The organism is Vibrio sp. B1ASS3 (assembly GCF_905175355.1).
Taxonomy (GTDB): Bacteria; Pseudomonadota; Gammaproteobacteria; order Enterobacterales; family Vibrionaceae; genus Vibrio; species Vibrio owensii.
This window is the reverse complement of sequence record NZ_HG992742.1, coordinates 1933115-1958557: the sequence shown is the minus strand read 5'-3', so window position 1 is coordinate 1958557 and position 25443 is coordinate 1933115. Positions and strand designations below refer to the sequence as shown.

The window sequence follows — 25443 nt, the reverse complement described above, 5'->3', positions numbered from 1 at the left end:
CGCTCCGTTTTTTTATTCTCTCAATTGCTCGAGGTTGGTGATGATACTGTTTGCGATATCAGCCGCCGATGCGCCGTCAAAGTTCACTTCAAGCTGCTGACCATCTTTGTTGATGGTCAATGTTGAATTTCCACCATCTTCCGTTACAGAAACTGAGATGTCGTCCACCTGCCCAGCATAGTCACCCGAGCTCAGGTCATCTAGCAGAACAGATATATCACTGTCACTCACGTCATCAAACAAGTCCGTAAAGTCTAATGAATCTCCGCTTTCAAAATCGGTGACCGTATCTGTTGCCGTTTCCATTTCTGTCCACTTAAATACATCGTTACCCTCACCACCTGTGAGTACATCGTCTCCAAGTCCACCGATCAGGATGTCATTGCTGTCCGTTCCGACTAAGTTGTCATTCTGGTCAGTTCCTTGAATAGTATTAACTTGCAACGCTCCCACTTGAACACCAAACGCTTCGACCGCATCAACAGACACATTGGTAAAATCAATATCCACGGTTGCAGTATCTGCACTGGTGAGACCATCTGAATCTATTGCCTTGTAATCAAAGGAGTCGTTTACATTGTTAAAGCTGGTAATCTGAGTACCAACGAGAGTAAAACTCGCTTTGTCACTCGCACTGTTCGTCTCTGGGAACAAGCGAATTTCGTCGAAACTACCGTTAGTAATAGCCACTGTGGCAAAACCTTCTTGATTACCGGTAAACACAATGTCAGAGGTTTGAATGACCTGCGTTCCTGCTAGAACACCATCCATGTAGAAATAAACATTGATCCAAGCAGCTCCACTATTAAAGCGGTCATTTAAGCTCGCTAGATCGAGGCGAGCTTCTTCGGCCTCAAGGCCTTCGTCTAGCTCAATCGCAATGAACTCGCTCGTACTGATCTCATCACCTTGTCCGGTTTCTCCCGGAGATACAACGACCAAACCAACTTGTTGGTTTGCAAAGTCCACTTTGATTTGAGCGTTGTTAACAAAATCTCCGTTGCTATCGATGGTTCCACCAAAGAAACTCAAGCCATTAACGTCAACAGTGTCCGCGATAAAGTCTTTATCAAACTCATCCAACAAGTCTTGTGAATCAAAACTTTGTTCGTCGAAGAAGTCTTCAGTAAGCGCATAACGCACCTCTGTTGATTCAGGGATAACATCTCCTATTTCGAGTACAACCTCATTATTCTGGTCATCAAAGTAGTAAAGATACCCATACTCAGGGAGCGTCGTGATGCAAATGCTGGTTTCTTTATCATCGAAAGGATCGAAGTCATCTTCCAAGTCCTGCGCATAAGGACCAAAATCAATCAACGCATCTTCACCGGGGTTATTCAAATCAATAATGATATTGAAATCTTCTACGGTTGGAGGTGTGTTGTCATCGTCAAGAATTGTACCAATACCGGAAGCTGCGACATTTTGGCCTTGGATTTCGCCAGTCAACGTGAAGTTTTCTGATTGCTCATAAACTTGATCTTCAAGAGTATTAACCGTAACGCTAAATGTCGTATCGTTTGCAGGAACTGAGACATCAAACGTTCCATCAGGCGCCACATTTACCACTTCGGTCGTATTGTCGGCATAAGTAATTGTCACGGATGTCGCATTAAAATCATCCCCTGCTAAAGCGGTTCCATCAAGTAGTGACATGCTGACTAAAATCGCGACCGTACTCGCGTTACTTAATGTGACATTAAAGGTCGCGTCCTCACCCTCGGTAACTTGTATATCTGTGATATCTGCAACGCTTGGTCTATCAGCTTCATCATCTATCGTTACCGTACCGACCGCAGGCGTAGTTTGAACAGACGTCGAACCCGATAGTGTGAATGTTTCATCACCTTCATAGATATCGTCATTTAATGTTTCCATCGTAACGCTAAATGTTGTATCCATTGCAGGAACAGTGACATCAAAGGAACCGTCAGGATTTACCGCGACAACTTCAGTGCTGTTGTCCGCATAAGTGATCGTCACCTGTGTATCGGTGTAATCCACGCCACCGTCAGCTGTGCCATCAGAAAGTGTCATGCTAACAACGGTATCTGTTGTACTTGCATTACTCATGGTCACATCAAGTGTTGCTGGGTCGCCTTCATTGACGGTGGTTGAGCTGATCGATGCCACGGTAGGACGGTCGTCATCTGGATCGGGACCAGGGCCACTGCCATCATCAACAATCGTACCTGTACCCTCTGCCGGCGTGGTTTGTACGGCAGTTGCACCGGACAATGTAAAGGTCTCAGGGCCTTCAAATAGGTCATCATCTGTTGTACTAACGGTGATGCTGTATGTGGTGTCGTTAGCAGGTACGGTAACATCGAACGAGCCATCAGGGTTTACCGCTACAACTTCGGTGCTGTTGTCCGCATAAGTGATCGTCACCTGCGTATCGGTGTAATCCACGCCACCGTCTGCTGTGCCATCAGCGAGTGTCATACTGACAACGGTATCAGTTGTACTCGCATTACTCATGGTCACATCAAGTGTCGCTGGGTCGCCTTCATTGACGGTGGTCGAGCTGATCGATGCCACGGTAGGACGGTCGTCATCTGGATCAGGGCCTGGGCCACTGCCATCATCAACAATTGTACCCGTACCTTCTGCTGGCGTGGTTTGTATGGCAGTTGCACCGGACAATGTAAAGGTCTCAGGGCCTTCGAATAAGTCATCATCCGTTGTGCTAACAGTGATGCTGTAAGTGGTGTCGTTGGCAGGCACGGTGACATCGAATGAACCATCAGGATTTACTGCTACAACTTCGGTGCTGTTATCTGCATAAGTGATCGTCACCTGTGTATCGGTGTAATCCACGCCACCGTCTGCGGTGCCATCGGCGAGCGTCATGCTGACAACGGTTTCCGTTGTACTTGCATTACTCATGGTCACATCAAGTGCCGCTGGGTCGCCTTCATTGACGGTGGTTGAGCTAATCGACGCCACGGTTGGGCGGTCATCATCTGGATCGGGACCTGGGCCACTGCCATCATCAACAATCGTACCCGTACCTTCTGCTGGCGTGGCTTGAACAGCAGTTGCACCATTTAGTGTGAAGGTCTCAGGGCCTTCGAATAAATCATCATCCGTTGTGCTAACAGTGATGCTGTAAGTGGTGTCGTTGGCAGGTACGGTAACATCGAACGAGCCGTCAGGGTTTACCGCGACAACTTCGGTGCTGTTGTCCGCGTAAGTGATCGTCACCTGTGTATCGGTGTAATCGACACCGCCGTCTGCTGTGCCATCAGAGAGCGTCATGCTGACAACGGTTTCCGTTGTACTTGCATTACTCATGGTCACATCAAGTGTCGCTGGGTCGCCTTCATTGACGGTGGTCGAGCTGATCGATGCCACGGTAGGACGGTCGTCATCTGGATCGGGACCCGGGCCACTGCCATCATCAACAATCGTACCTGTACCCTCTGCCGGCGTAGTCTGTACAGCAGTTGCACCAGACAATGTAAAGGTCTCAGGGCCTTCAAATAGGTCATCATCCGTTGTGCTAACGGTGATGCTGTATGTGGTGTCGTTGGCAGGCACGGTGACATCAAACGAACCATCAGGATTTACCGCTACAAGTTCGGTGCTGTTATCCGCATATGTGATCGTCACCTGCGTATCGGTATAATCCACACCGCCGTCTGCTGTGCCATCGGCGAGTGTCATGCTGACAACGGTTTCCGTTGTACTTGCATTACTCATGGTCACATCAAGTGTCGCTGGGTCGCCTTCGTTAACCGTGGTTGAGCTAATTGATGCCACGGTTGGGCGGTCGTCATCTGGATCGGGACCAGGGCCACTGCCATCATCCACAATCGTACCTGTACCTTCTGCTGGCGTGGTTTGTACAGCAGTTGCACCATTTAGTGTGAAGGTCTCTGGGCCTTCGAACAAATCATCATCCGTTGTACTAACGGTGATGCTGTATGTGGTGTCATTGGCAGGTACGGTAACATCGAATGAACCATCAGGGTTTACCGCGACAACTTCGGTGCTGTTGTCCGCGTAAGTGATCGTCACCTGTGTATCGGTGTAATCCACACCTCCGTCTGCTGTGCCATCGGCGAGTGTCATGCTGACAACAGTATCTGTTGTACTGGCATTACTCATGGTCACATCAAGTGTCGCTGGGTCGCCTTCGTTGACGGTGGTTGAGCTGATCGACGCCACGGTAGGACGGTCATCATCTGGATCGGGACCTGGGCCACTGCCATCATCAACAATTGTGCCCGTACCTTCTGCTGGCGTGGTTTGTACGGCAGTTGCACCAGACAGCGTAAAGGTCTCTGGGCCTTCGAACAAATCATCATCCGTTGTGCTAACTGTGATGCTGTATGTAGTGTCGTTGGCAGGAACAGTGACATTAAATGAGCCGTCAGGGTTTACCGCGACAACTTCGGTGCTGTTGTCCGCATAAGTGATCGTCACCTGCGTATCGGTGTAGTCCACACCGCCGTCTGCTGTGCCATCGGTAAGTGTCATGCTGACTATAGAGTCTGTATCACTGGCATTACTTAGCGTTACATCAAATGCTCCTGCTTCGCCTTCATTAATGAGTTCGTTAGAAATAGAAGCAACAAGTTGGGCATCGTTGTCGATAATAGTCGTAGTACCTATTGCCGGGACACCTTGAACATCCGTAGCACCTGATAAGGTAAATGTTTCTGTATTTTCTGTAAGCTCGTCATCAGTCGTACTCATTGTGACGCTATATGCAGAATCGTTTGCTGGCACTGTTACAACAAAACTACCGTCAGGCTCTACATTAATAACTTCAGTGGTATTGTCCTCATAAGTAATCGTAACCAGCGTATTAGTGTAATCAACCCCACCTTCCGCGCTTCCATCTGCTAGGGTCATATTCACCACTGTAGGGGTTGTACTTACATTACTTAAGGTGACGTCTAAAGTCGCAACTTCACCTTCATTTACAGTGGTACTGGTAATTGATGTAACAGTTGGGCGATCATCATCTGGGTCAGGGCCTGGGCCGGAGCCATCATCTACAATAGTCGCGGTGCCAGTGTCAGTACCTTGAACTGCACCAAGACCGGTTACGTCTACCGTAAAGTTTTCTGGACCTTCATAGACTTCATCATCAATCGATGCGATTCGGACATCGAACTCAGTTAAGCCTGCAGGTACAGTTACCACACCATCATTTGGTACAACTAACCAACCTGAGCCCGTGTTGTATTCAAGGGTTCCAAGGTCACCGACTTCGGTATCACCAAGATTAAGGCCAAGTTCAACTTGAACATCGTCTTCGGAAGCATTAGTTAACGAGACAATGAAGTTCGCCATGTCACCTTCGTTAATGGTGCCAGCATCACTGATAGATACCGTTGGACGGTCGTCGTCTGGTTCGGGGCCAGGACCTGTATTGTCATCCACGATAGTCGCGGTGCCCGTATCTGCTCCTTGAACCGCACCAAGGCCTGTGACATCTACCGTAAAGTTCTCTGGACCTTCAAACACTTCATCGTCAATCGACGCGATACGAACATCAAACTCTGTCAGTCCTGCAGGTACAGTTACCACACCATCGTTTGGTACCGCTAACCAACCTGAGCCAGTGTTGTATTCGAGTGTACCAAGGTCACCTACTTCTGTGTCGCCAAGATTAAGACCAAGTTCTACCTGAACATCGTCTTCAGAAACATTAGTCAACGAGACAATGAAATTGGCAGTATCACCTTCGTTAATGGTGCCGGCATCACTGATAAATACCGTTGGACGATCATCGTCTGGATCGGGACCAGGACCTGTATTGTCATCCACAATAGTCGCGGTGCCAGTATCTGCTCCTTGAACTGCACCAAGGCCAGTGACATCTACCGTAAAGTTCTCTGGACCTTCAAACACTTCATCGTCAATCGACGCGATACGAACATCAAACTCTGTCAGTCCTGCAGGTACAGTTACCACACCATCGTTTGGTACCGCTAACCAACCTGAGCCAGTGTTGTATTCGAGTGTACCAAGGTCACCTACTTCTGTGTCGCCAAGATTAAGACCAAGTTCTACCTGAACATCGTCTTCAGAAACATTAGTCAACGAGACAATGAAATTGGCAGTATCACCTTCGTTAATGGTGCCGGCATCACTGATAAATACCGTTGGACGATCATCGTCTGGATCGGGACCAGGACCTGTATTGTCATCCACAATAGTCGCGGTGCCAGTATCTGCTCCTTGAACTGCACCAAGGCCAGTGACATCTACCGTAAAGTTCTCTGGACCTTCAAACACTTCATCGTCAATCGACGCGATACGGACATCAAACTCTGTCAGTCCTGCAGGTACAGTTACCACACCATCGTTTGGTACCATTAACCAACCTGAGCCAGTGTTGTATTCTAGTGTGCCTAAATCGCCAGCTTCGGTATCACCGAAATTAAGGTCGAGTTGAACATCAACTGGCGCTTCAGAAGCGTTAGTGAGCGAGACAACGAAATTGGCAATGTCACCTTCGTTGATTGTGCCTGCATCACTGATAGATACCGTTGGACGGTCATCGTCCGGGTCAGAGCCTGGCCCTGTACCATCATCCAGTATCGTTACCGCGCCGCTTTGTTCTCCATTTTGATTGAGTGTCGAACCAGACAACTCAAAGGTCTCTGCTCCCTCAAAAATGTCATCGTCCGTTGTATTGATAGTCACACTATAAGAGGTGTCATTCGCAGGAACGGAGACTTCAAAACTACCGTCTGGATTTACAGCAATCACCTGCGTACTGTCATCTGCAAATGTGATTGTGACCGATGTGTTCGTGTAATCAATACCACCTTCTGCAGTACCGTCTGCTAGGTTCATGATTACCGTCGTATCTGTTGTACTTGGGTTTGAAAGTGTAACGTCCAAAGTGGCGGCATCACCTTCGTTTACAGTTGTGTCAGTGATGGATGCGACAGTAGGTCTGTCATCATCTGGGTTTGAACCAGGGCCAGAACCGTCATCTATGATCGTGGCGACACCAGTCGCGGGTTCTGATTGCCCCTGCGTTCCTCCAGTTAGGGTAAAAGTTTCGCTGCCTTCAAAAAGGTCATCATTGATCGTATCTACTGAGATATTGAAAGAATCATTGCCAGCAGGAATCGTAACCGTGAAAGTACCATTTTCATCCACGTTTACTGCTTCCGAACTTCCATCTTCGAACGTAATGGTCACAGCGGTATCGTTGTAATCAGTTCCACCCGTAGCAGTATCCTCACTAAGTGAAAACACAATATCGGTCTGCTGCGGCAATGGTTGATCAAGTGTTATGTCGAAAGTGGCTTGTTGTCCTTCACTTATCGTTGGACTAGATATCTCTTGAACAATGGCTTGTGCAGGAATGATTTGCTCACGAATAAACTCCAAGAGCGAGAGCTCTTGTGTCTCAGACAAAGCAATCGCGGTACCGACAGTTTCAAAGTCTGTGCTGGCCAAAGATTCAGCACCCGTCCGATCAACTGCCCCTGTAGTTTGAGGGCTGGAGCCCGATGATTCACCAGCCGCCGTTTCAAAGTCTCCTTCTAACTGCGCTGGGTCTTCACCCGCTGCGATTGCCTCAATCAGTGCAGTGATGTCGTCCGTGACATTTATTGAGCTACCATCAGGGGTCACCTGCTCGAAATTAAGCTCTGAAGTATCCGAGACTTCAGTAATTATTAACTCCCCAGGTGCTGGTAACTGCCCTGGTTCCAAAGTCTTGATTTCCCCATCGACTCCAATAACCACAATATTGGTAAATAACGAGCTAAAGGCCACTCTATCCATAAATCACCTCACCGACGCCAGAAGACGTCAAAAGTTTGTCACCCCAACAAATACGACTATAGTTTAGTCAAATCATTTGTTTTTCGTTGTACGTAAACACGTAGACGTAAGTAGAAACTCTGGGGGCGGAGTTTGCTTTGCTGGAGCGTCAAATTACGGTGAAGAACGCTATGATATTAAGAATTCAAGCTTTTCTTTCTAAAAGAACCATTAGTCGAATGAGCAACATTTCTCATATGTGCTAAGGTTTTATAAGGCGAGTTACTGGATTTTCTGAATAAAAGCCTAGGGTTAGCAGGAAGTTGATCATTAAACCGACACACGACTGTTATTTATGACGTTTTGTCTCACTCTTGAGATGAAATATCAAAAAAGAAATACGAATTTTCTAGGAGAACCACCGTGAAATGGAATCAACTGAAAATAGCTTGTTGCTGTAGTTTGATACTATCTCCATCCGTTTTCGGTCAAACTTTAGAGCAAGCGGTAGCACTAACACTCAAAAACAACCCAGACATTAAAAGTGCATTTAATGAGTTCAACAGCCGAAAATACGTAAATGAGGCGGCTTCGGGTGCTTACCTACCTTCAATCGATCTTGATGCGGGGATTGGCTACGAAGGTCTTGATCCATCTGATGAAGGCGGTAGAGGGGATACTGACTACACAAGGAAAGAGGCATCGGTGACGTTAACTCAATTAATTTGGGACGGGAGCGCGACACTCAACGATATAGACCGAACGGCTGCGGATGCAGAATCCGTTAGATTTCAGCTCTTGGCAGATGCCTCTGATACGGCTCTTGAGGTAACAAACGTGTACCTTGATGCTGTCAAAGCGTATGAAATTCTAACTCTCTCTGAGAACAACTTAGCGGTACACAAGAAAATCTATGCGGACATTAAGAAACGCGTCAATTCGGGAATTGGGTCGACAGCAGACTTAACCCAAGTTGAAGCTCGTTTGGCAAAAGCGCATGGTAACTTAGCGGCAGCACAAAATAACCTCTTTGATTCTCACACCATGTTCACACGACTTGTCGGGCAAACTCCTCAAGGTTTGATTTTCCCAAGAGCTGATGAAAATTTTCTTCCATACACAATTGACGATGCCATTGGTTTAGCTTTTGAGGTGCACCCTGTGATTCAGGTAGCACTTGCAGACGTTGACTCAGCGAAATTCCAATACAAACAATCAAAAGGGGTTAACTACCCTACACTCTCTATCGAGGCTTCACAAACGTGGCGTGATGATGCAGACGGTTTAAAAGGCAGAAGTGATGAGACACTCGCCATGCTGAGACTTCGTTATAACCTTTACAATGGTGGTAGCGACGCAGCAAACTCTGAAAATTTTGCATACCAACTAAACAAAGCAAAAGACTTACGTGAAGGAGCATATCAAAACGTAGAGGAAGGATTGAGACTTTCTTGGAGTGCTTTGGACTTAACCCTGCAACAAAAAGAATTCTTATCAGACCATGTAGACTCTGCAGCAAAAACTGTCATTGCTTACGAGAAGCAATACCGCATCGGTAAGCGTACATTACTAGACTTACTCAACACGGAAAACGAACTTTTTGAAGCTCGTAAAGATTATTTGGATGCGAAATACGCAGAGCAATACGCTAAGTACCGTGTTATGAACGCAACTGGACAACTGCTTAACTCATTGCGCATCGATATTCCGCAAGAGTGGCTAGAGAAAGTGGAGTATTAATATGAAGATAATACCTATTTTTTTCACGGTTTGTTTGATTTCAGCATGCAGCGGTTCTAACTCAAACAGAGTAACAGGCGATGAATATGAATACATAGAAACGCCGAACGCTAACCAGATTGCCGACTTAATCGACGATGACAGCGATGGTGTTATCAACGCACGAGACCTCTGCCCAGGAACTCCGGAAGGTGCGGAGATCGATAACGATGGCTGTGGTGAATACGCGAAATCGTCTCAAGAAATGCAGATACGAGTCTTATTCGCAAACGATTCTTCTGAGATTGACCCTGTTTTTGCTAAACAAATCAGTGATCTTTCTGACTTCTTAAAAGAGTACCCTACAACATCAATCGAGTTGCAAGGTTATACGAGCATTACTGGCACTGATGAGTATAACCTCGCTCTTTCAAAACGCCGGGCAGAGAGTGTAAGACAAGAGTTGATTAACAACGGCATATCTCCAGACCGTCTGCGTATTGTTGGCTTTGGTGAAACCAACCTAGCGTCAACAGGTACTGATGAAACAAGTCATGCGTTAAACCGACGTGTAACAGCGACAGTGGTTGGTTATAAAGGCGAAATCAAGAAGGAATGGACTATTTTCTCAACCCTACCTAAGAGTTAGTGTCTTGTTCTAATCATTAATAAAAAGGTCTAGCATTTGCTAGACCTTTTTAGTTAGTGATACAAAGCGGAAGGAACACACTCGCCCCTTCCTTAAATCGACTAACTCATATCGTTGTTGATTTTCAGTAGATCGTTAAGAATGGCGCTACCATCTGCCGATGATAAAGAACCATCACTTAAGAATTCACTGTATTGGCTAGAGCCCCCCTCAATCACCACTTTTTGGCTGGCTGAGCCATCAGATTCAGATATGGTCAGAATCAAGTTATCACCATCTGCTTCAAGACCAATCTCGTTATTTGCAAGCAAACTATCAATCGAGTCTGAGTCGTCAGTATGAAGTAAATCAGAGATATCGATCTTATCTTCACCTTTCGTGAAGTCCTTGATCGTATCTACTTCGCCATCACGAATGCCTGAGCCATCATCGATGAATTTGAAGATATCCTCGCCATCATCACCGATTAGAATATCATCACCCGAGCCTCCAATAAGTACGTCATTACCAGACCCACCTCGCACAGCATCGGAGCCTTCTCCGCCATCTAAGATATCATGCCCTGTTCCTCCGAACACTATGTCAGAACCTTCTTCACCAAAGATAACATCATCTCCGGCGCCACCATGACCTATATCCAAACCAGGTTTGCTTTGTATCTCAGCCTTCAATGCCTGATCTTGATCGTTAGCAGTATAGGTAAGGTTATTAAGAGCTGTGTTAGCAAAATCATCTAAGACTGATGCAAACTCATTTTCTGGAATGTCACCATCTTGCTCTTGAACATGGCTTTCGCCCAAGTAAATGGTGTCATCGCCATCACCTAAGAAGACTTTATCGTTACCATTCCCTACATCAATACTAATACCAGTATCTGGATCGTAGTCATACAACCCATTTTGCTCGGGCCTACCGGCGTTGGAATACGCCGCGCTCTGCTGCCAGTTAACGTCGCCATGCCCTGCGCGGTAAGCAACGGAATCAATCATGTCGTCGCCAGCAACAAAATCAAGCTTATCGATAACTTCGACATTAATACTAGCGGTGGTCTCAGCCGTTAAACTGCCGCCAACATCACTATGATCGCCATGTTCATCATCTTTGTTGGTATCACGCTCAGTTGAAGTCGCAATAACAGTAATGGCAAACACCCCAGCATCTTGCGCTTTGACTTGTAGGTTAGACAAATCCCATCCCGTAACGTCTATGCGATTGTCTTTGTTCTCTTGTGTAACAACATAGATATTTGCACTGTCACCTTCACCGTCTTTAAGTACTGAGCCGACGGGAATCCCTGTTAACTCGACTTTCAAACTTTCGGATTGGTCCAAACTATCTTGAAGTGATGCGTCTATTTCACTGAGCTTAATGAACGAGTCTTCGTACCCCAAGTTATCTACTGCCGTGAACTTGATATTATCCATGATGGCGCCTGTCGAGTCGGCTTCATCGGCTTCAAACAATAAGCGATACTTACCTGACTCCTCGACTGGGAGCGTGATCGATTCACCTTGATACCAACCATGAGTCGTCGGGTCGAAGTCATAGAGCTCTACTTCACTACCATCAATCGGATTACCCTGATCATCCAACTTAATTAGAGTCACCGACATATCAGACGTATGTGCCTTATTCGTTCTGGTCGCAATATCAAATTCAAAGTTGTAAAAACGTCCGGCAACAAGGTCCATATCGGTGTATAGAATCTTGTCTCCCACCTCGCCTTCAATTTCCATTACTTGGTTTGTTGAATTACCTGGCAGGTATGTACCTTCGGTTCCAACTTCAACATGTTGACCAGGGTTTGAAGTAAACCATTGGCCAACTGTGCCAGCACCCTCTACTTTATTGATCTCAATATCGCTATCCCATGAGCCTGACTTAATGGTGACATCTTCAAAGTCAATCGCCGCTACTTGTGCAAAACCGCCAATGTTTAGTATCGGCTTATCCGCATCGGGATGAACGTCAACGCTTATGCTGCCCGTCTCTACGATATTATTGCTGTCGTCTTTCGCAACAACTGAAATATCAAAGTTAACGTCACTATGCTCCGGAGCTTTGACTTTCACGGAGCTAATGTCGTCAATGCTAACGACGATTGCATCAGCACTATTAACCACGGATGCTTGTCCATCAATTTCTATAGTAGAACCTTGCGGAATACCACTTAACTCTACAGTTGTAACTGAGGTTTCAGCATCATTAATGACAATACCAAGATCAATAAACTTATCTTCAAGGCCTACAACGTTTTGTAGCGAAAGCTCTTCTTCTTGCGTGACTGCAACTGAAACTATCGCCGGTGCAGAAATGTTAATACCATCTGAAACAAGCACTTCAATAACACGCTCTTCTTCGTCAGGGGTATCGCTAGTGTTAATAAAACGAGTCGATTGCAAGAATGATTCAAACTCAGCTGCAGAAACATCTCCCGAAGGATGCGTGATTTGCAGAACGACCTCTCCGTCAATCATCGCTTTATTTACTGTAAACACACTGTTTTCGTCCCAAGTAAGGTCATCACCTTCTTTTGGGTTAGTCAGAGTGATTGTCATTGTTCGAATGGTGTCTTTGTCGTCAAAAACATCAGCATCAATAGTTGCAAGTCGAGCTTCGTCACCTTCTACGTAACTTGAACTGTAACCAACACCACTCTGGGCACCATTTAAGTCAACAAGCGGCGCCTCATTATCTAGGATTGTTGCAATCCCTGACTCAGCTTGTTCTTGGTAAGAGGTTTTTCCAGATAAACTAAATTGCTCTAAGTTGTCAGAATGCTCGTCTTGTATTGTTGCTACTTCAACTGCAAAAGAACCCAAACCCTCTGGCACTGTAACAACAAATTTGCCATCAATGACTTCGACAGTATCAACTTGTTTATCATCGCCACTACCAAATACGACGGTGACACTTGAGACATTAAAGTCTTCACCACCTTTTGCTGAATCGTCATTAAGAGACATTGCCACTGTAGTTTCTGATTCACTTGTATTGGATAGCTCGACGATGAATTGCCCTACGGCTCCCTCTTCGACGTCAAAGCTAGAAATACTCTCGACAATTGGACGATCGTCGTTACCAGTTTGAGGGCCATCAATATCAGGATCGGTTCCATCATCGACAATGCTCGAGTGAGCAGAATCAAAATTATTCGCTACATAGCCACTTTCATCGGTTACGACTAATGTGAAGTCTTCACTACCTTCAAACACCACGTCATCTTGCGTCGCCACTTCAATGAAAATTTCCGATGCGCCTGCTGGTATTTCAACGATAGGTTTACCTGTCATCGAATCAATAGTTACGGGAACTTCAACTCGCAGATCATCACCAGTTGGTTGTGGATCTAGATAATACGCAGTAAACAATTCAGAAAGGGCTTTAAAATCTTCAACTTCTGCTGAGTTTTCAGAACCATCAAGTGCTAGGTTTAGCGAGATATTGATATCCTCACTCGATGGGTTGGTTAGAGCAACTGAAAATACTGCTTTAGAACCTTCAGCAACGTCGCCTAAACTAGTGACACTCAGGTTCAAAGCCTCAGCATTGACAATAGTGCCACTGCTCGATACATCACCGACTTTTATACTGTAGCCTTCATCAAGTTCGTGTACGCCATCAACAACAGTTGGAATAAGCACTGTAAAGTCTTTCACGCCAACTGGAATAATGAGTTCACCTGCATCTTTGTCATACTTAACACCGTTGGTGAACACGACATCAGTAAGATTGACATCATTTTCACTGGCGTCATCACCTAGCTGTCCAAACTCAATATCTAGGCGCGTCTCTTCAAGAGCACCTGAATCTAGGCTGGCTTTAAATGCTAATTTGTCACCTTCAACAACTTGGTTCGATAACAAATCAATGCTTTCAAGCACCACTTTTACTGGCTCTGGATTAACAATAACGCTCACTGATGCGGTATCAAAACCACCTTTGTCATCAGTTATCTGGTATTGAAAATCGGTCTGTCCGACAAAGTCGTCATCTAAATCAAAGTAAACAACGCCTTCTTTAATGTACGCTTCGCCTTGTGACTCGCCGTATACATAGGTAATACGGATGCTATCACCATCTAAATCCGAGTCGTTGGCAAGAAGTTCTGACACTGGAATTTCAAGCACACCACCCTGGTTGACCGCATATGCCCCTTCACTAGAAGCTTGGAATCCAGTAACAAAGTAGTCTGATGAGTCGTTGCCCTTTGCAGGAACATCAACAAAATCAGTTGCTTCAAAGACAATTTTATCAAAAGCAATAGGTTTCCCATCTTTAGTTAGGTCAACCGAGTACTCTCCCTTGTGGTTTCCATCGTTTGCCACAAAGGTATCGCTCGCAACGGCGACGCCATTAAGGTAAGCCACCCACTTACCTTGCTCATGGTTTCCGGCTTGATCACCTTCATCTTTGTATAAATTTGAAACCGTAAAGCTGAACTCAGTCGCTGGTTTATCGAGATCAATAACGAACTGCTCAGACTTACCCGTTTCACGATTAAACTGTAGCTGAGCCTCTTCACCACCATTTTCATGACCAGCCACACCACGCTTATCTCCGTCCTCAGTAACAAGCCTCGATTCACCGGCATAATTTGCACTGATAGCTGCACCTTGAGACGTCCATGAGCCTTCATTGAATGAACCTAGCTTAACCTCAAAGCCTACTGGATCGTTTTGTGCGTCTGGAGCTTGGTTTGTCTCTTCAAACGTAACAGTCGAGACATCACTAAAGTTGCCATCGCTGTCTAGCGCTCGATAATCAAAGCTATCACTCAAGCTCGTTTCAACTGAGCGAAGCTCCCAGTTTCCCTTACCTTCTGTGGTCAATTCTATACTGGTGATTTCTACATTTTCAGGAAGGTCAAACCCTTCAGATGGAATCGTTAATGAATGGAACAGGTCACTATTGCCCGAAGATTCTTTTTGGAATTCAAATGTTTTGCTACCACCTTCGTAGTTCACGGTGATAACGACACTCGACTCATTGGCATTACCTAATTCTTTTTCAAAGTAACCACCCAAACCATCGAGGCCAAGAGTTACGCTGTCTGCAGGTCGGCTATCAAATTCAATAATGAGCTTTTCGCCTTCGTTGACACCCTGCTTGCCACCCACACCAAGACCATAACCGACATGATTTGCGATCTCATCACCACTGTATTGAGTAAGTTTTCCGCCTTCACTGCGAATAGTGACAATGTCACCACCTTCCAACTTAAGCTCGCGCGTATTCGCGTTTACCTTTTCTCCCCAGTTATAAAAGTCAGAGGTACTCGAGCCGCTATCCGGTTGACCTAAAGGTTGAGTATCGGCATTACTATTAATGCCAAGTGAGAAGCCTTCTGAATAACTATCTGGCTGATATTCAATGAGATCAGGGTCAAACTTGGTGTATGTCGTATCGCCTTCACCTTGATAAAGATCGGCTTCTTTAATCTCAACGCCATTGTGGAAAAGCGTCCCATGCTCAGGTAGCTCAGTGATCACAACGTGGAGTTGCTCATTTGCTGCGTCATCTTCTTCGTCAGAGATATGGTCTTTCCCTTCACTTTCGTGATCAAAGATAACCTGAGTGCGATTTCCACTCGACACTTCGACAGTGAAATCCTCAGATTTAGGAGGGTTGTCTTCATCATGAATATGAGCTGTCGCGCTATCTGTACGGTCACCAGTAATCAATGCCGAGGCTGTTTCAACATTAAGCGTAACGGACTCCTTATCTTCTATGAGGCTATCGTCCTTCACTTGAAGGTAGACTTTGAGCTCAGTTTCACCAGCCGCGATCTTCAATTCATCGGCCGTGATTTCACGGTAGCCACCATTGCCATCAGCAACAAGGTATGTGGCGTCGTAGTCAACATCAGAAGTCGCAGTGCCACCCGTTGATAGGTTGAGCGCAACATCTTCACTGACTGGTTCACTGAGGCTGATCGTGTACTCAAGGTAACTATCATCACCTTCGGTGACATCGCCGCCCGTACTCACGGTCAGCTCTGCAGTTGCGTCTTCGTCAACACCATTCTCTTGGTCATCAAGGATGTTCGCTGTCGCGCTGTCAGTCTTGGTGCCAGTAACTTTGCCGCTGCTCGTCGATGCCGTCAGTTCAACACTTTCAGCGCTCTCAGTCACCGCATCGTCTTTTACTTGAAGGTAAACTTTGAGCTCCGTTTCTCCTGCGGCAATCTTCAATTCATCAGCCGTGATTTCACGGTAACCACCATTACCATCAGCAACAAGGTACGTGGCATCGTAGTCAACATCAGAAGTCGCGGTACCATCAGTCGATAGGTTCAGTACGACATCTTCACTGACTGGTTCACTGAGGCTGATCGTGTACTCAAGGTAACGGTCATCACCTTCAATGACATCGCCTCCCGCACTCACGGTCAGCTCTGCGGTTGCGTCTTTGTCGACACCGTTTGCTTGGTCATCAAGGATGTTCGCTGTCGCACTGTCAGTCTTGGTGCCAGTAACTTTGCCGCTGGTCGTCAATGCCGTCAGTTCAACACTTTCAGCACTCTCAGTGACAGCATCGTCTTTCACTTTAAGGTAGACTTTGAGCTCCGTTTCTCCTGCGGCGATCTTCAATTCATCAGCCGTGATTTCACGGTAGCCACCATTACCATCAGCAACAAGGTACGTGGCATCGTAGTCAACATCAGAAGTCGCGGTGCCACCCGTGGATAGGTTAAGTACGACATCTTCACTCACTGGCTCACTGAGGCTGATCGTGTACTCAAGGTAACGGTCATCACCTTCAATGACATCGCCGGCCGCACTGACAGTCAGTGCTGCAGTTGCGTCTTCGTCAACACCATTCGCTTGGTCATCAAGGATGTTCGCTGTCGCGCTGTCAGTCTTGGTGCCAGTAACTTTGCCGCTGCTCGTCGATGCCGTCAATTCAACACTTTCAGCGCTCTCAGTCACCGCATCGTCTTTTACTTGAAGGTAAACTTTGAGCTCAGTTTCTCCTGCGGCAATCTTCAATTCACCAGCCGTGATTTCACGGTAGCCCCCATTGCCATCAGCAACAAGGTACGTGGCATCGTAGTCTACGTCAGAAGTCGCAGTGCCACCCGTTGATAGGTTCAGTACGACATCTTCACTCACTGGCTCACTGAGGCTGATCGTGTACTCAAGGTAACTGTCATCACCTTCGGTGACATCGCCGCCCGCACTCACGGTCAGCTCTGCGGTTGCGTCTTCGTCAACACTATTCGCTTGGTCATCAAGGATGTTCGCTGTCGCACTGTCAGACTTGGTACCGGTGACTTTACCGCTGGTCGTCGATGCAATGAGCTCAACGCTTTCAGAGTTTTCAGTCACCGCATCATCTTTCACCTGAAGGTAAACTTTGAGCTCAGTTTCACCAGCCGCGATCTTCAATTCATCGGCCGTGATTTCACGGTAGCTACCATTGCCATCAGCAACAAGGTATGTGGCGTCGTAGTCAACATCAGAAGTCGCAGTGCCACCCGTTGATAGGTTGAGCGCAACATCTTCACTGACTGGTTCACTGAGGCTGATCGTGTACTCAAGGTAACTATCATCACCTTCGGTGACATCGCCTCCAGTACTGACGGTCAGCGCTGCGGTTGCGTCTTCGTCAACACCATTCGCTTGGTCATCAAGGATGTTCGCTGTCGCACTGTCAGTCTTAGTGCCGTTGACTTTACCGCTGGTCGTCGATGCGGTCAGTTCAACACTTTCAGCGCTCTCAGTCACCGCATCGTCTTTTACTTGAAGGTAAACTTTGAGCTCCGTTTCTCCTACGACGATCTTCAATTCATCAGCCGTAATTTCACGGTAACCACCATTGCCATCAGCAACAAGGTATGTGGCATCGTAGTCAACATCAGAAGTTGCCGTACCACCAGTCGAGAGGTTAAGTACGACATCTTCACTCACAGGCTCACTTAGGCTGATCGTATATTCAAGGTAACTATCATCACCTTCGGTGACATCGGCTCCTGCACTCACCGTCAGCGCTGCGGTTGCGTCTTCGTCTACATTGTTTATTTGATCATCTTGGATATAACCAATACCACTCGCATTCCCGACTTCGACAACGATGCTCTCAAGGTTTTCAGTTTTTGAGTCATCAATCGTCGGCACAATGATTTCGAAGCTACTAACACCGGCAGGAACAATCAGGTAGCCCCCGGCAAAAACAACACCATTTGTGTAGGTTGCATTAGGCAGGTTGACGTCCGAGTCATCTGCCGATGAGCCTGGAGCCAATGTTGTTATTGGATACTTAACCGCCGTTTCTGTCGCCTCATCCAGTACTACAGAAAACGTAACGTCTTCTCCTTCTGTAACAATGTTCCCTGTTAAAGATAGATCCGGACCGTTTTCCGACACGTTGCCGTCTAGAACCTGATTAGCAATAGTAACCGTTGCAGGGTCACTTTCAGCGTTACCAGAATCAACTACAACGTAGTCAAAGCTATCTTCAGGTGGGAAGCCCTCTACATAACGCAACTCCCAATTCCCAGATGTTTTGGTCGAGAAGTCTAATTGAGTAATTACCGCCCCTTCAGGTAGAGGGTAATCCTTACCGAAGCCAATACTGGTCTCCTGGAATAGCATGTTGTTGCCTTCTGGCTTCAAGAACTCAATAACTTGAGTTTGCTCTGTGCCGTTAGCATCAAGGTATGTAACCGTGATAAGAGCAGCATTGTTGTCGCCGTGCTCAAACAAGCCTCCTAGACCATCCAGGCCAAGATTCACGCTGCCAACAGGGTTCTCAGACAAATCAATGCTGATGGTTTCGCCGCGCTGAATGCCTTGGCCATCGTTATCAGCAATACCATGACCAATATGTGAGACTTCTCGGTTGTATTGAGCTAGCACGCCACTATCAGAGGAGATATCAATAGACGCTCCATTTACTAGATATTCGGTTCGACTGTGTGACTCACCACCGTCTGCACTTAAACCCCAGTTGTAGAAATCCGTCGTTGACTCTTCTCCATTTGGAGAACTAGGTCTGTCTTTAATACCAAGCAAGAATCCAACATTATCCGCTTCGTAGTAGATGCTGTCTTTGCTGTACAACGAGCCATCAGCCGGTGTGATTTCTTGAAGATCGCCATTTTCATCTTTGAAATACAAAGTGCCAAATGTAGGTAGCTCTGTTATTTGGATCTGAAGATCATCACCATTTAAGTCATCCTCAACGTCAGAAATATGATCGCTTTCTGAGCCTTGGTCCAAAGGCTTATCATCAGTATCAAAAATTACGTTAGTTATAAGTTCGTCAGCGCTATGGTCAAAGTCTTCGTTAAGTGGCTTGTCGTTAACTGGTGTAACGTTTAGCGTAACCGTCGTAGTCTCAGTGACACCGCCAGAGGTTACCGTGTAAGTGAACTTGTCAGCACCGTTATAATCTTGGTTTGGTGTGTAGGTGATCGTGCCGTCGTTGTTAACAACTACACTACCGTTTTCAGGGCTATTGCCCGCCTCTACCGATACAACTGGTGATTGTCCTCCGAAACTATCGTTGTCTAACACATCCAAAATTGTTGGCGTATCTTCAACGATATCTGCACTATCAGCGACAATATCGGCAACGGCGTTAACCGTGAAATCAACAGTCTGGCTAACGCTTTCACCATCAGGATCTGTCGCGGTAAACGTTAACTCTTCTGAGCCATTCCAGTCTGCGGTTGGTGTGATCGTTGCGATACCATCGACAATCGATACTTGGATATTGCAGTTACCAGAAACGGCAAACGTCAATTCGCTATCTGCGTCGTCTACATCGCCAAATGCCTCATTCAAGTTAATGGTGTATTCAGCAAAGTCTTCTTGTAGAACTTGGGGCGGGATAACATTTTCGGTTGTTGGAGCATCATTAAGTGGATTAACTGTTACCGAGACTTCCGCTTCATCTTCTAATGTACCATCAGAAACTGTGTAACTAATGGTTGCTTCGCCATTGAAGTTTTCTGCTGGAGTAAATACAAGCTTACCGTCTACGATTTCAACCGTACCTTGCTCTGCGGGAACAGACGCGTTCACGATGGTAAGTGTGTCACCGTCAACATCAGTGTCATTTAGAAGTACATCAATGGTAACAGGCGTATCTTCGTCCGTCGTAGTGCTGTCATCACTCGCAATTGGGGCGTCGTTTACCGGATTTACGGTTACCGAAACTTCCGCTTCATCCTCTAATGTGCCATCAGAAACCGTGTAGCTAATGGTTGCTTCACCGTTGAAGTGTTCTGCTGGAGTAAATACAAGCTTACCGTCTACGATTTCAACCGTACCTTGCTCTGCGGGAACAGACGCGTTCACGATGGTAAGTGTGTCACCGTCAACATCGGTGTCATTTAGAAGTACATCAATGGTAACAGGCGTATCTTCATCCGTCGCAGTACTGTCATCATTTGCTACTGGTGCATCATTTACAGGATTAACAGTAACCGAAACCGTTGCTTCATCTGTTAGCTCACCATCGGTAACAACATAAGTGATGGTTGCTTCGCCGTTGAAATCTTCAGCCGGTGTAAAAACTAACTCACCATCAACGATTACAACACTTCCCTGCTCTTCAGGCACTGTAGCTGAGTCGATCGTAAGAGAGTCGCTATCTTCATCATCGTCATTAACTAGTACATCAATGGTAATCGAAACGTCTTCGTCTGTTTGAATGTTGTCATCTTCAGCAACTGGAGCAATTGGCGTGACAGCTTGAGAGGGGTTGGAAAGGCTTAAATACAGCTCTGTAAGAGATAGGCTTTGAGTCTCGGAGAAACCAAGCGCAGCTAACCCCGTTGTTTCAAACACAGTGTCGGCTAGCAATTCTGCTGCCGTGCGCTCTACAGTGCCGCTAGCCTGCAAACTGGAACCATTACTCTCGCCTGCTGCTGGTGCGAATTCTTCATTGAGCAACGTTGGATCTTGCCCGTTTTGAAGTGCGTCAATAATTTGAGCGACATCGTCTGTGACGTCTTGCAACCCTTCTTCTCTTGAGACTTGAACTTGAAGCTTTTCTGGTTCGGCTGCAGTTCTAGTAACAACAAGCTCACCCGGTAATGGTTGTTCGTTTTGAGCTAACGTCTTTAATTGCCCATCCAAACCTATTACTACGATCTGACCACCAAGTGAAACTAAGGATGTACGATCCATATAAACCCCTGACCTTTAAACACTGTCAATATTTTGACCAATGATACTTATTTGCTATATATTGCCCGAATATATATCGCAATAACAGTGCATTAACACTAAATTACAACTTATAAGTCACATATTACTTATACAAATGTATATAGCGGCTCAAAGTGACAAAAATCACGAACATATGGGCACCTATACCAATTAAGCAATAAAAAACATGATATTAGTTCAAACTATAATGAGAACGCCATACCAATAGGAAACACTCAGTTACACACCAACAAGTATAGCAACTAGTTACATAGTTGATTGTTAATAGCTTTGTGCGTTAAATTATTGACGCCAATGGAGGCATATTAATTTATAAGAACAATTTCTCGCCTCTAAAATTACTTAATTAGGAGAATCACAGTGAAGTGGACTCGTGCCAACGCCTTTTGCTTAGGTGTGCTCGCGACTAGCCCTGCAATAGGGCAAACGCTAGAGCAAGCAGTCGAAAATGCACTTAAAACGAACCCCGATATAAAAAGCGCGTTTAATGAATTCGTAAGTAAGCAGTACGTGAATGAAGCCTCGAGCGGCGCTTACCTCCCTTCGGTAGATCTTGATGCAGGAATTGGATATGAAGGTATCGACCCTGCAGAATCCGGAAGAGAGTCTACAGATCTGACTAGAAAAGAAGCGACCGTCACACTCACTCAGTTGATTTGGGATGGCTCAGCTACACTCAATGACATAGACAGAACCGCAGCAGATGCTGAGTCTGTTCGATTTCAATTACTTGCAGATGCGCAAGACACCGCACTTGAAGTATCAAAAGTATATCTAGACGCTGTAAAAGCATACGAAATCTTAACGCTTTCAGAAAACAACCTGAAAGTGCATAAGAAAATCTATCAAGATATCAAAAAGCGAGTTGATTCTGGTATCGGCTCAACGGCTGATTTAACACAAGTAGAAGCACGTCTAGCCAAAGCTCATGGAAATCTAGCCGCTGCACAAAACAACTTATTCGACAGCCATACCATGTTTACTCGAATTGTTGGTCAATCACCTCAAGGGCTAATATTTCCTCGTGCAGATCAAAACTTCATCCCTTACACGATAGATGATGCGGTCGACTTGGCATTTCAAGCCCATCCGGTAATTCAGATTTCAATGGCAGATGTCGATTCAGCGAAGTTCCAGTATAAACAGTCGAAAGGGACTTACTACCCCACGCTATCTGTTGAAGCTGCGCAAACCTGGCGAGATGATGCAGGTGGTATTGAGGGGCGTGGTGACGAAACCACTGCGATGCTACGTATGCGTTACAACCTTTTCAATGGTGGTAGTGATGTAGCCAACGCAGAGAGCTTTGCGTACCAGTTAAACAAAGCGAAAGATCTGCGCGAGAGAGCGTACCGAAACGTAGAAGAAGGATTAAGACTCTCTTGGAGTGCTTTAGATCTCACACAGCAGCAAAAACAGTTCTTATCTGATCACGTTGATTCAGCCTCTCAAACCGTTATCGCTTATGAGAAACAGTATCGAATTGGTAAACGTACCCTACTCGACTTATTGAACACTGAAAACGAATTGTTTGAAGCTCGTAAAGATTATTTAGATGCGAAATACGCTGAGCAATACGCGAAGTACCGTGTAATGAACGCGACAGGTCAGTTACTCAACGCACTCCGTGTTGACGTTCCGGTCGAGTGGAATCAGAAGGTGGAGTACTAGACCATGAGAGCAACAACAATTCTTTTAGCGCTAGGTGTATTGCTCACTACCCATTTTGCAGTAGCTGAGGATGAATACGAGTATGTAGAAACGCCTAACGCCGAGCAAATTGCAGACCTTCTGGACGATGATAATGATGGCGTAATTAATGCGCGAGATCTGTGTCCTGGAACGCCCGCGACTTCAGAGATCGACAACGACGGTTGTGGTGAGTACGTAAAATCGTCTGAAAAAATGCAAGTAAGAGTACTATTTGCAAATGACTCTGATGAAATTAACTCGGTGTTCCGTCGCCAAATTCGTGAATTATCAGAATTCTTAAAAGAGTACCCTAATACATCCATTGAGTTGCAAGGTTACGCTAGCAAAGTCGGTGGTTCACAACACAATTTAGACTTGTCAAAACGTCGAGCGAACAACGTTCGTACGGCACTGCTTGGGTATGGTATCGATTCAGATAGAGTTCGAATTGTTGGATTTGGTGATACGCACCTAGCTCAACAAGGTACCGATGAAGTGAGCCACGCTCTTAACCGTCGAGTGACTGCTTCAGTCATTGGTTACAAGGGTGAAATCAAGAAAGAATGGACCATTTTCACCACACTTCCAAAAAGTTAATTTAAGGAGCTTCGGCTCCTTTTCTTTGGTTCATCGCGGATAAGCGGGAACTGAAAACAAAAACGGTAGTAAGTGATAGAGTTTTATCGCCAAACAAAACCTACACAAACTACCGTTTTCATGTCGAATCATACTTTCCTATCTTCATTCTGGGAAGGCTTTCATATAGTAAAGTCTCATCAGACGCCATCATTAATAAAGCTCACTCTCAAACCTAACTCTATCGCTAGGTGTCCGTGCGGGCTTAAAGCTCAAGCCATACATGAGTATCAGTGGCGTAACGTGAAGGAAGCCACACTGCTAGGAGCTCCCGTTGAACTGTCCGTTCAAACCCGACGCATCAAGTGCAGCCACTGCGGCATTAAAACAGAACAACTATCTTGGTTAGAGCCTTATGCTCGTATCACTAACCGCCTACGAAGCTATATAGAACAGTTGTTACCTCTGCTACCTATTAAGCATATAGCCCAAGTGACAGGCGTTCATTGGCACACAATCAAAGAGATAGATAAGCGTCGGCTTCAACAAGTAGTACCGCAAGTTGAATGGGGTGAATTAAGGCAACTCGTCATGGACGAGTTCGCCATTTTTAAAGGACACCGCTATGCGACGGTCATTGCAGATGCGAAAAGTCATCAGGTTATCTGGATAGGGCTAGGTCGTAGCCGCAAGGATATTCGACCGTTCTTTGAACAATTAGGCGAGCACGGAAAAAATATCGAAGCAGTAGCAATGGATATGAATACGGCTTTTGACCTTGAAGTCCAAGAGCATTGCCCAAATGCCCGTGTCGTTTATGACTTGTTCCACGTTGTTGCTAAGTTCGGTCGTGAAGTGATGGATAGAGTCAGAGTCGACCAAGCCAATAAGCTAAAACAGGATAAAAAAGCAAGGCAATGGGTCAAGCGTTCGCGCTGGGTATTATTGAAAAATAAGGATAATTTAAATACACAACAGGAAAGCTACCTCACAGAAATATTGAATATGAATCAGGACTTGATGACAACCTACTTACTGGGTGCGCAATTAAAAGAGCTATGGCGTTGCGGCTCTGAACTTCAGGCTAAAAACCTGTGGCAGGTATGGTTGGGACAAGTGAATGAGAGTGGAATTAAGCCGCTCAAAGAGTTCGCTCGAAAGCTCCGTCCATACCTTCATGGGATCACTGCTTCAGCAAGCTACCCGCTGAATACCTGTACGCTTGAAGGGATAAATAACAAGATAAAGTTAATTAAGCGGATGGGATATGGCTATCGAGATACTGATTACTTCTTCTTAAAGATAAAAGCGGCTTTCCCCGGAAAGCCGCGATGAACCTTTTCTTTTTCAACCTTGCTAAACCGTATTATGCTTTAGGAATCGGCACTTTAGTGGTAATCTACTCGCGTCATAACAATGAGAGTTTTGAAATGAGCAAACTTACATCAGATATCCAAGTAAACCTTGACCTTTTCGTTGCTGAAACCAAAGAAAACCAGTTGGTTTGGGGTCTACGCAATGAAGAAGGTTGGCTATCTTGTGAATCAACTGAATTCGAAAACAGCGAGGTTATGCCTTTCTGGTCTACTAAGGAAGATGCACAAACACACAACGTTGAAGAATGGGCAGATTTCGAAGTACTAGAAATCCCTCTAGATATCTTTGTTGAAGATTGGCTTCTAACTCTTGCAGAAGACGGCGTGCTTGTTGGTACAAACTGGAACGCTCAGCTAGAAGGTAAAGAGGTTGAACCTCAAGATCTAGCTAAACTGTACGTAGGCTAATTCCTAAAGACCTCAGCATCGTGCTGGGGTCTGCTTTATTGTTACTTACCTTTTCGATGTAAAGCTCGACCGAGCGCATAATTTTCTTCATTCT

General features: G+C 45.8%; 8 protein-coding genes. 6 read left to right on the top strand and 2 right to left on the bottom strand.

The annotated features are described in order from the left end of the window. Window positions 1-12: 12 nt before the first annotated feature. The gene (locus KJB05_RS09105; RefSeq protein WP_213053113.1) at window positions 13-7767 is read right to left on the bottom strand and encodes a Calx-beta domain-containing protein; all 7755 of its coding nucleotides are present in this window, start codon (window positions 7765-7767) and stop codon (window positions 13-15) included. Between the two features lie 402 nt (window positions 7768-8169). Here KJB05_RS09105 and KJB05_RS09100 point away from each other — a divergent pair, with 402 nt between their 5' ends. Next, window positions 8170-9486 carry a TolC family outer membrane protein gene (locus KJB05_RS09100; RefSeq protein ID WP_005443787.1) on the top strand — a complete coding sequence of 439 codons (1317 nt, stop codon included), beginning with the start codon at window positions 8170-8172 and terminating at the stop codon, window positions 9484-9486. 1 nt (window position 9487) lies between these two features. Further along, window positions 9488-10114, top strand: a complete 627-nt coding sequence (locus KJB05_RS09095) for an OmpA family protein (protein ID WP_033007034.1) — start codon at window positions 9488-9490, stop codon at window positions 10112-10114. 101 nt (window positions 10115-10215) lie between these two features. Here the strand turns inward: KJB05_RS09095 and KJB05_RS09090 are convergent, their stop codons facing one another. Beyond that, complete coding sequence (locus KJB05_RS09090) at window positions 10216-21255, bottom strand: tandem-95 repeat protein (RefSeq protein WP_208446276.1); 11040 nt, start codon at window positions 21253-21255, stop codon at window positions 10216-10218. 402 nt (window positions 21256-21657) lie between these two features. Between KJB05_RS09090 and KJB05_RS09085 the strand changes: the two genes are divergently transcribed. The 4 genes from KJB05_RS09085 to KJB05_RS09070 all read left to right on the top strand — a co-directional run bounded on the left by KJB05_RS09085 (window position 21658) and on the right by KJB05_RS09070 (window position 25349). After that, complete coding sequence (locus tag KJB05_RS09085; protein ID WP_208446275.1) at window positions 21658-22968, top strand: TolC family outer membrane protein; 1311 nt, start codon at window positions 21658-21660, stop codon at window positions 22966-22968. 3 nt (window positions 22969-22971) lie between these two features. Beyond that, entirely contained in the window at window positions 22972-23586 is a 615-nt protein-coding gene (locus KJB05_RS09080; protein ID WP_208446274.1) for an OmpA family protein, read from the top strand. A 120-nt stretch (window positions 23587-23706) separates the two neighbouring features. Next, on the top strand, window positions 23707-24900 hold the full coding sequence (locus KJB05_RS09075; protein WP_213053084.1) for an ISL3 family transposase: 1194 nt from the start codon (window positions 23707-23709) through the stop codon (window positions 24898-24900). 95 nt (window positions 24901-24995) lie between these two features. After that, window positions 24996-25349, top strand: a complete 354-nt coding sequence (locus KJB05_RS09070) for a DUF2750 domain-containing protein (protein ID WP_208446466.1) — start codon at window positions 24996-24998, stop codon at window positions 25347-25349. Window positions 25350-25443 lie beyond the last annotated feature (94 nt).

Bases quoted from the DNA above. Each gene is read 5' to 3' on its own strand.
- KJB05_RS09105 (WP_213053113.1), bottom strand. From the start codon at position 7,767: ATGGATAGAGTGGCCTTTAGCTCGTTATTTACCAATATTGTGGTTATT.
- KJB05_RS09095 (WP_033007034.1), top strand. From the start codon at position 9,488: ATGAAGATAATACCTATTTTTTTCACGGTTTGTTTGATTTCAGCATGC.
- KJB05_RS09090 (WP_208446276.1), bottom strand. From the start codon at position 21,255: ATGGATCGTACATCCTTAGTTTCACTTGGTGGTCAGATCGTAGTAATA.
- KJB05_RS09080 (WP_208446274.1), top strand. From the start codon at position 22,972: ATGAGAGCAACAACAATTCTTTTAGCGCTAGGTGTATTGCTCACTACC.
- KJB05_RS09075 (WP_213053084.1), top strand. From the start codon at position 23,707: ATGTCGAATCATACTTTCCTATCTTCATTCTGGGAAGGCTTTCATATA.
- KJB05_RS09070 (WP_208446466.1), top strand. From the start codon at position 24,996: ATGAGCAAACTTACATCAGATATCCAAGTAAACCTTGACCTTTTCGTT.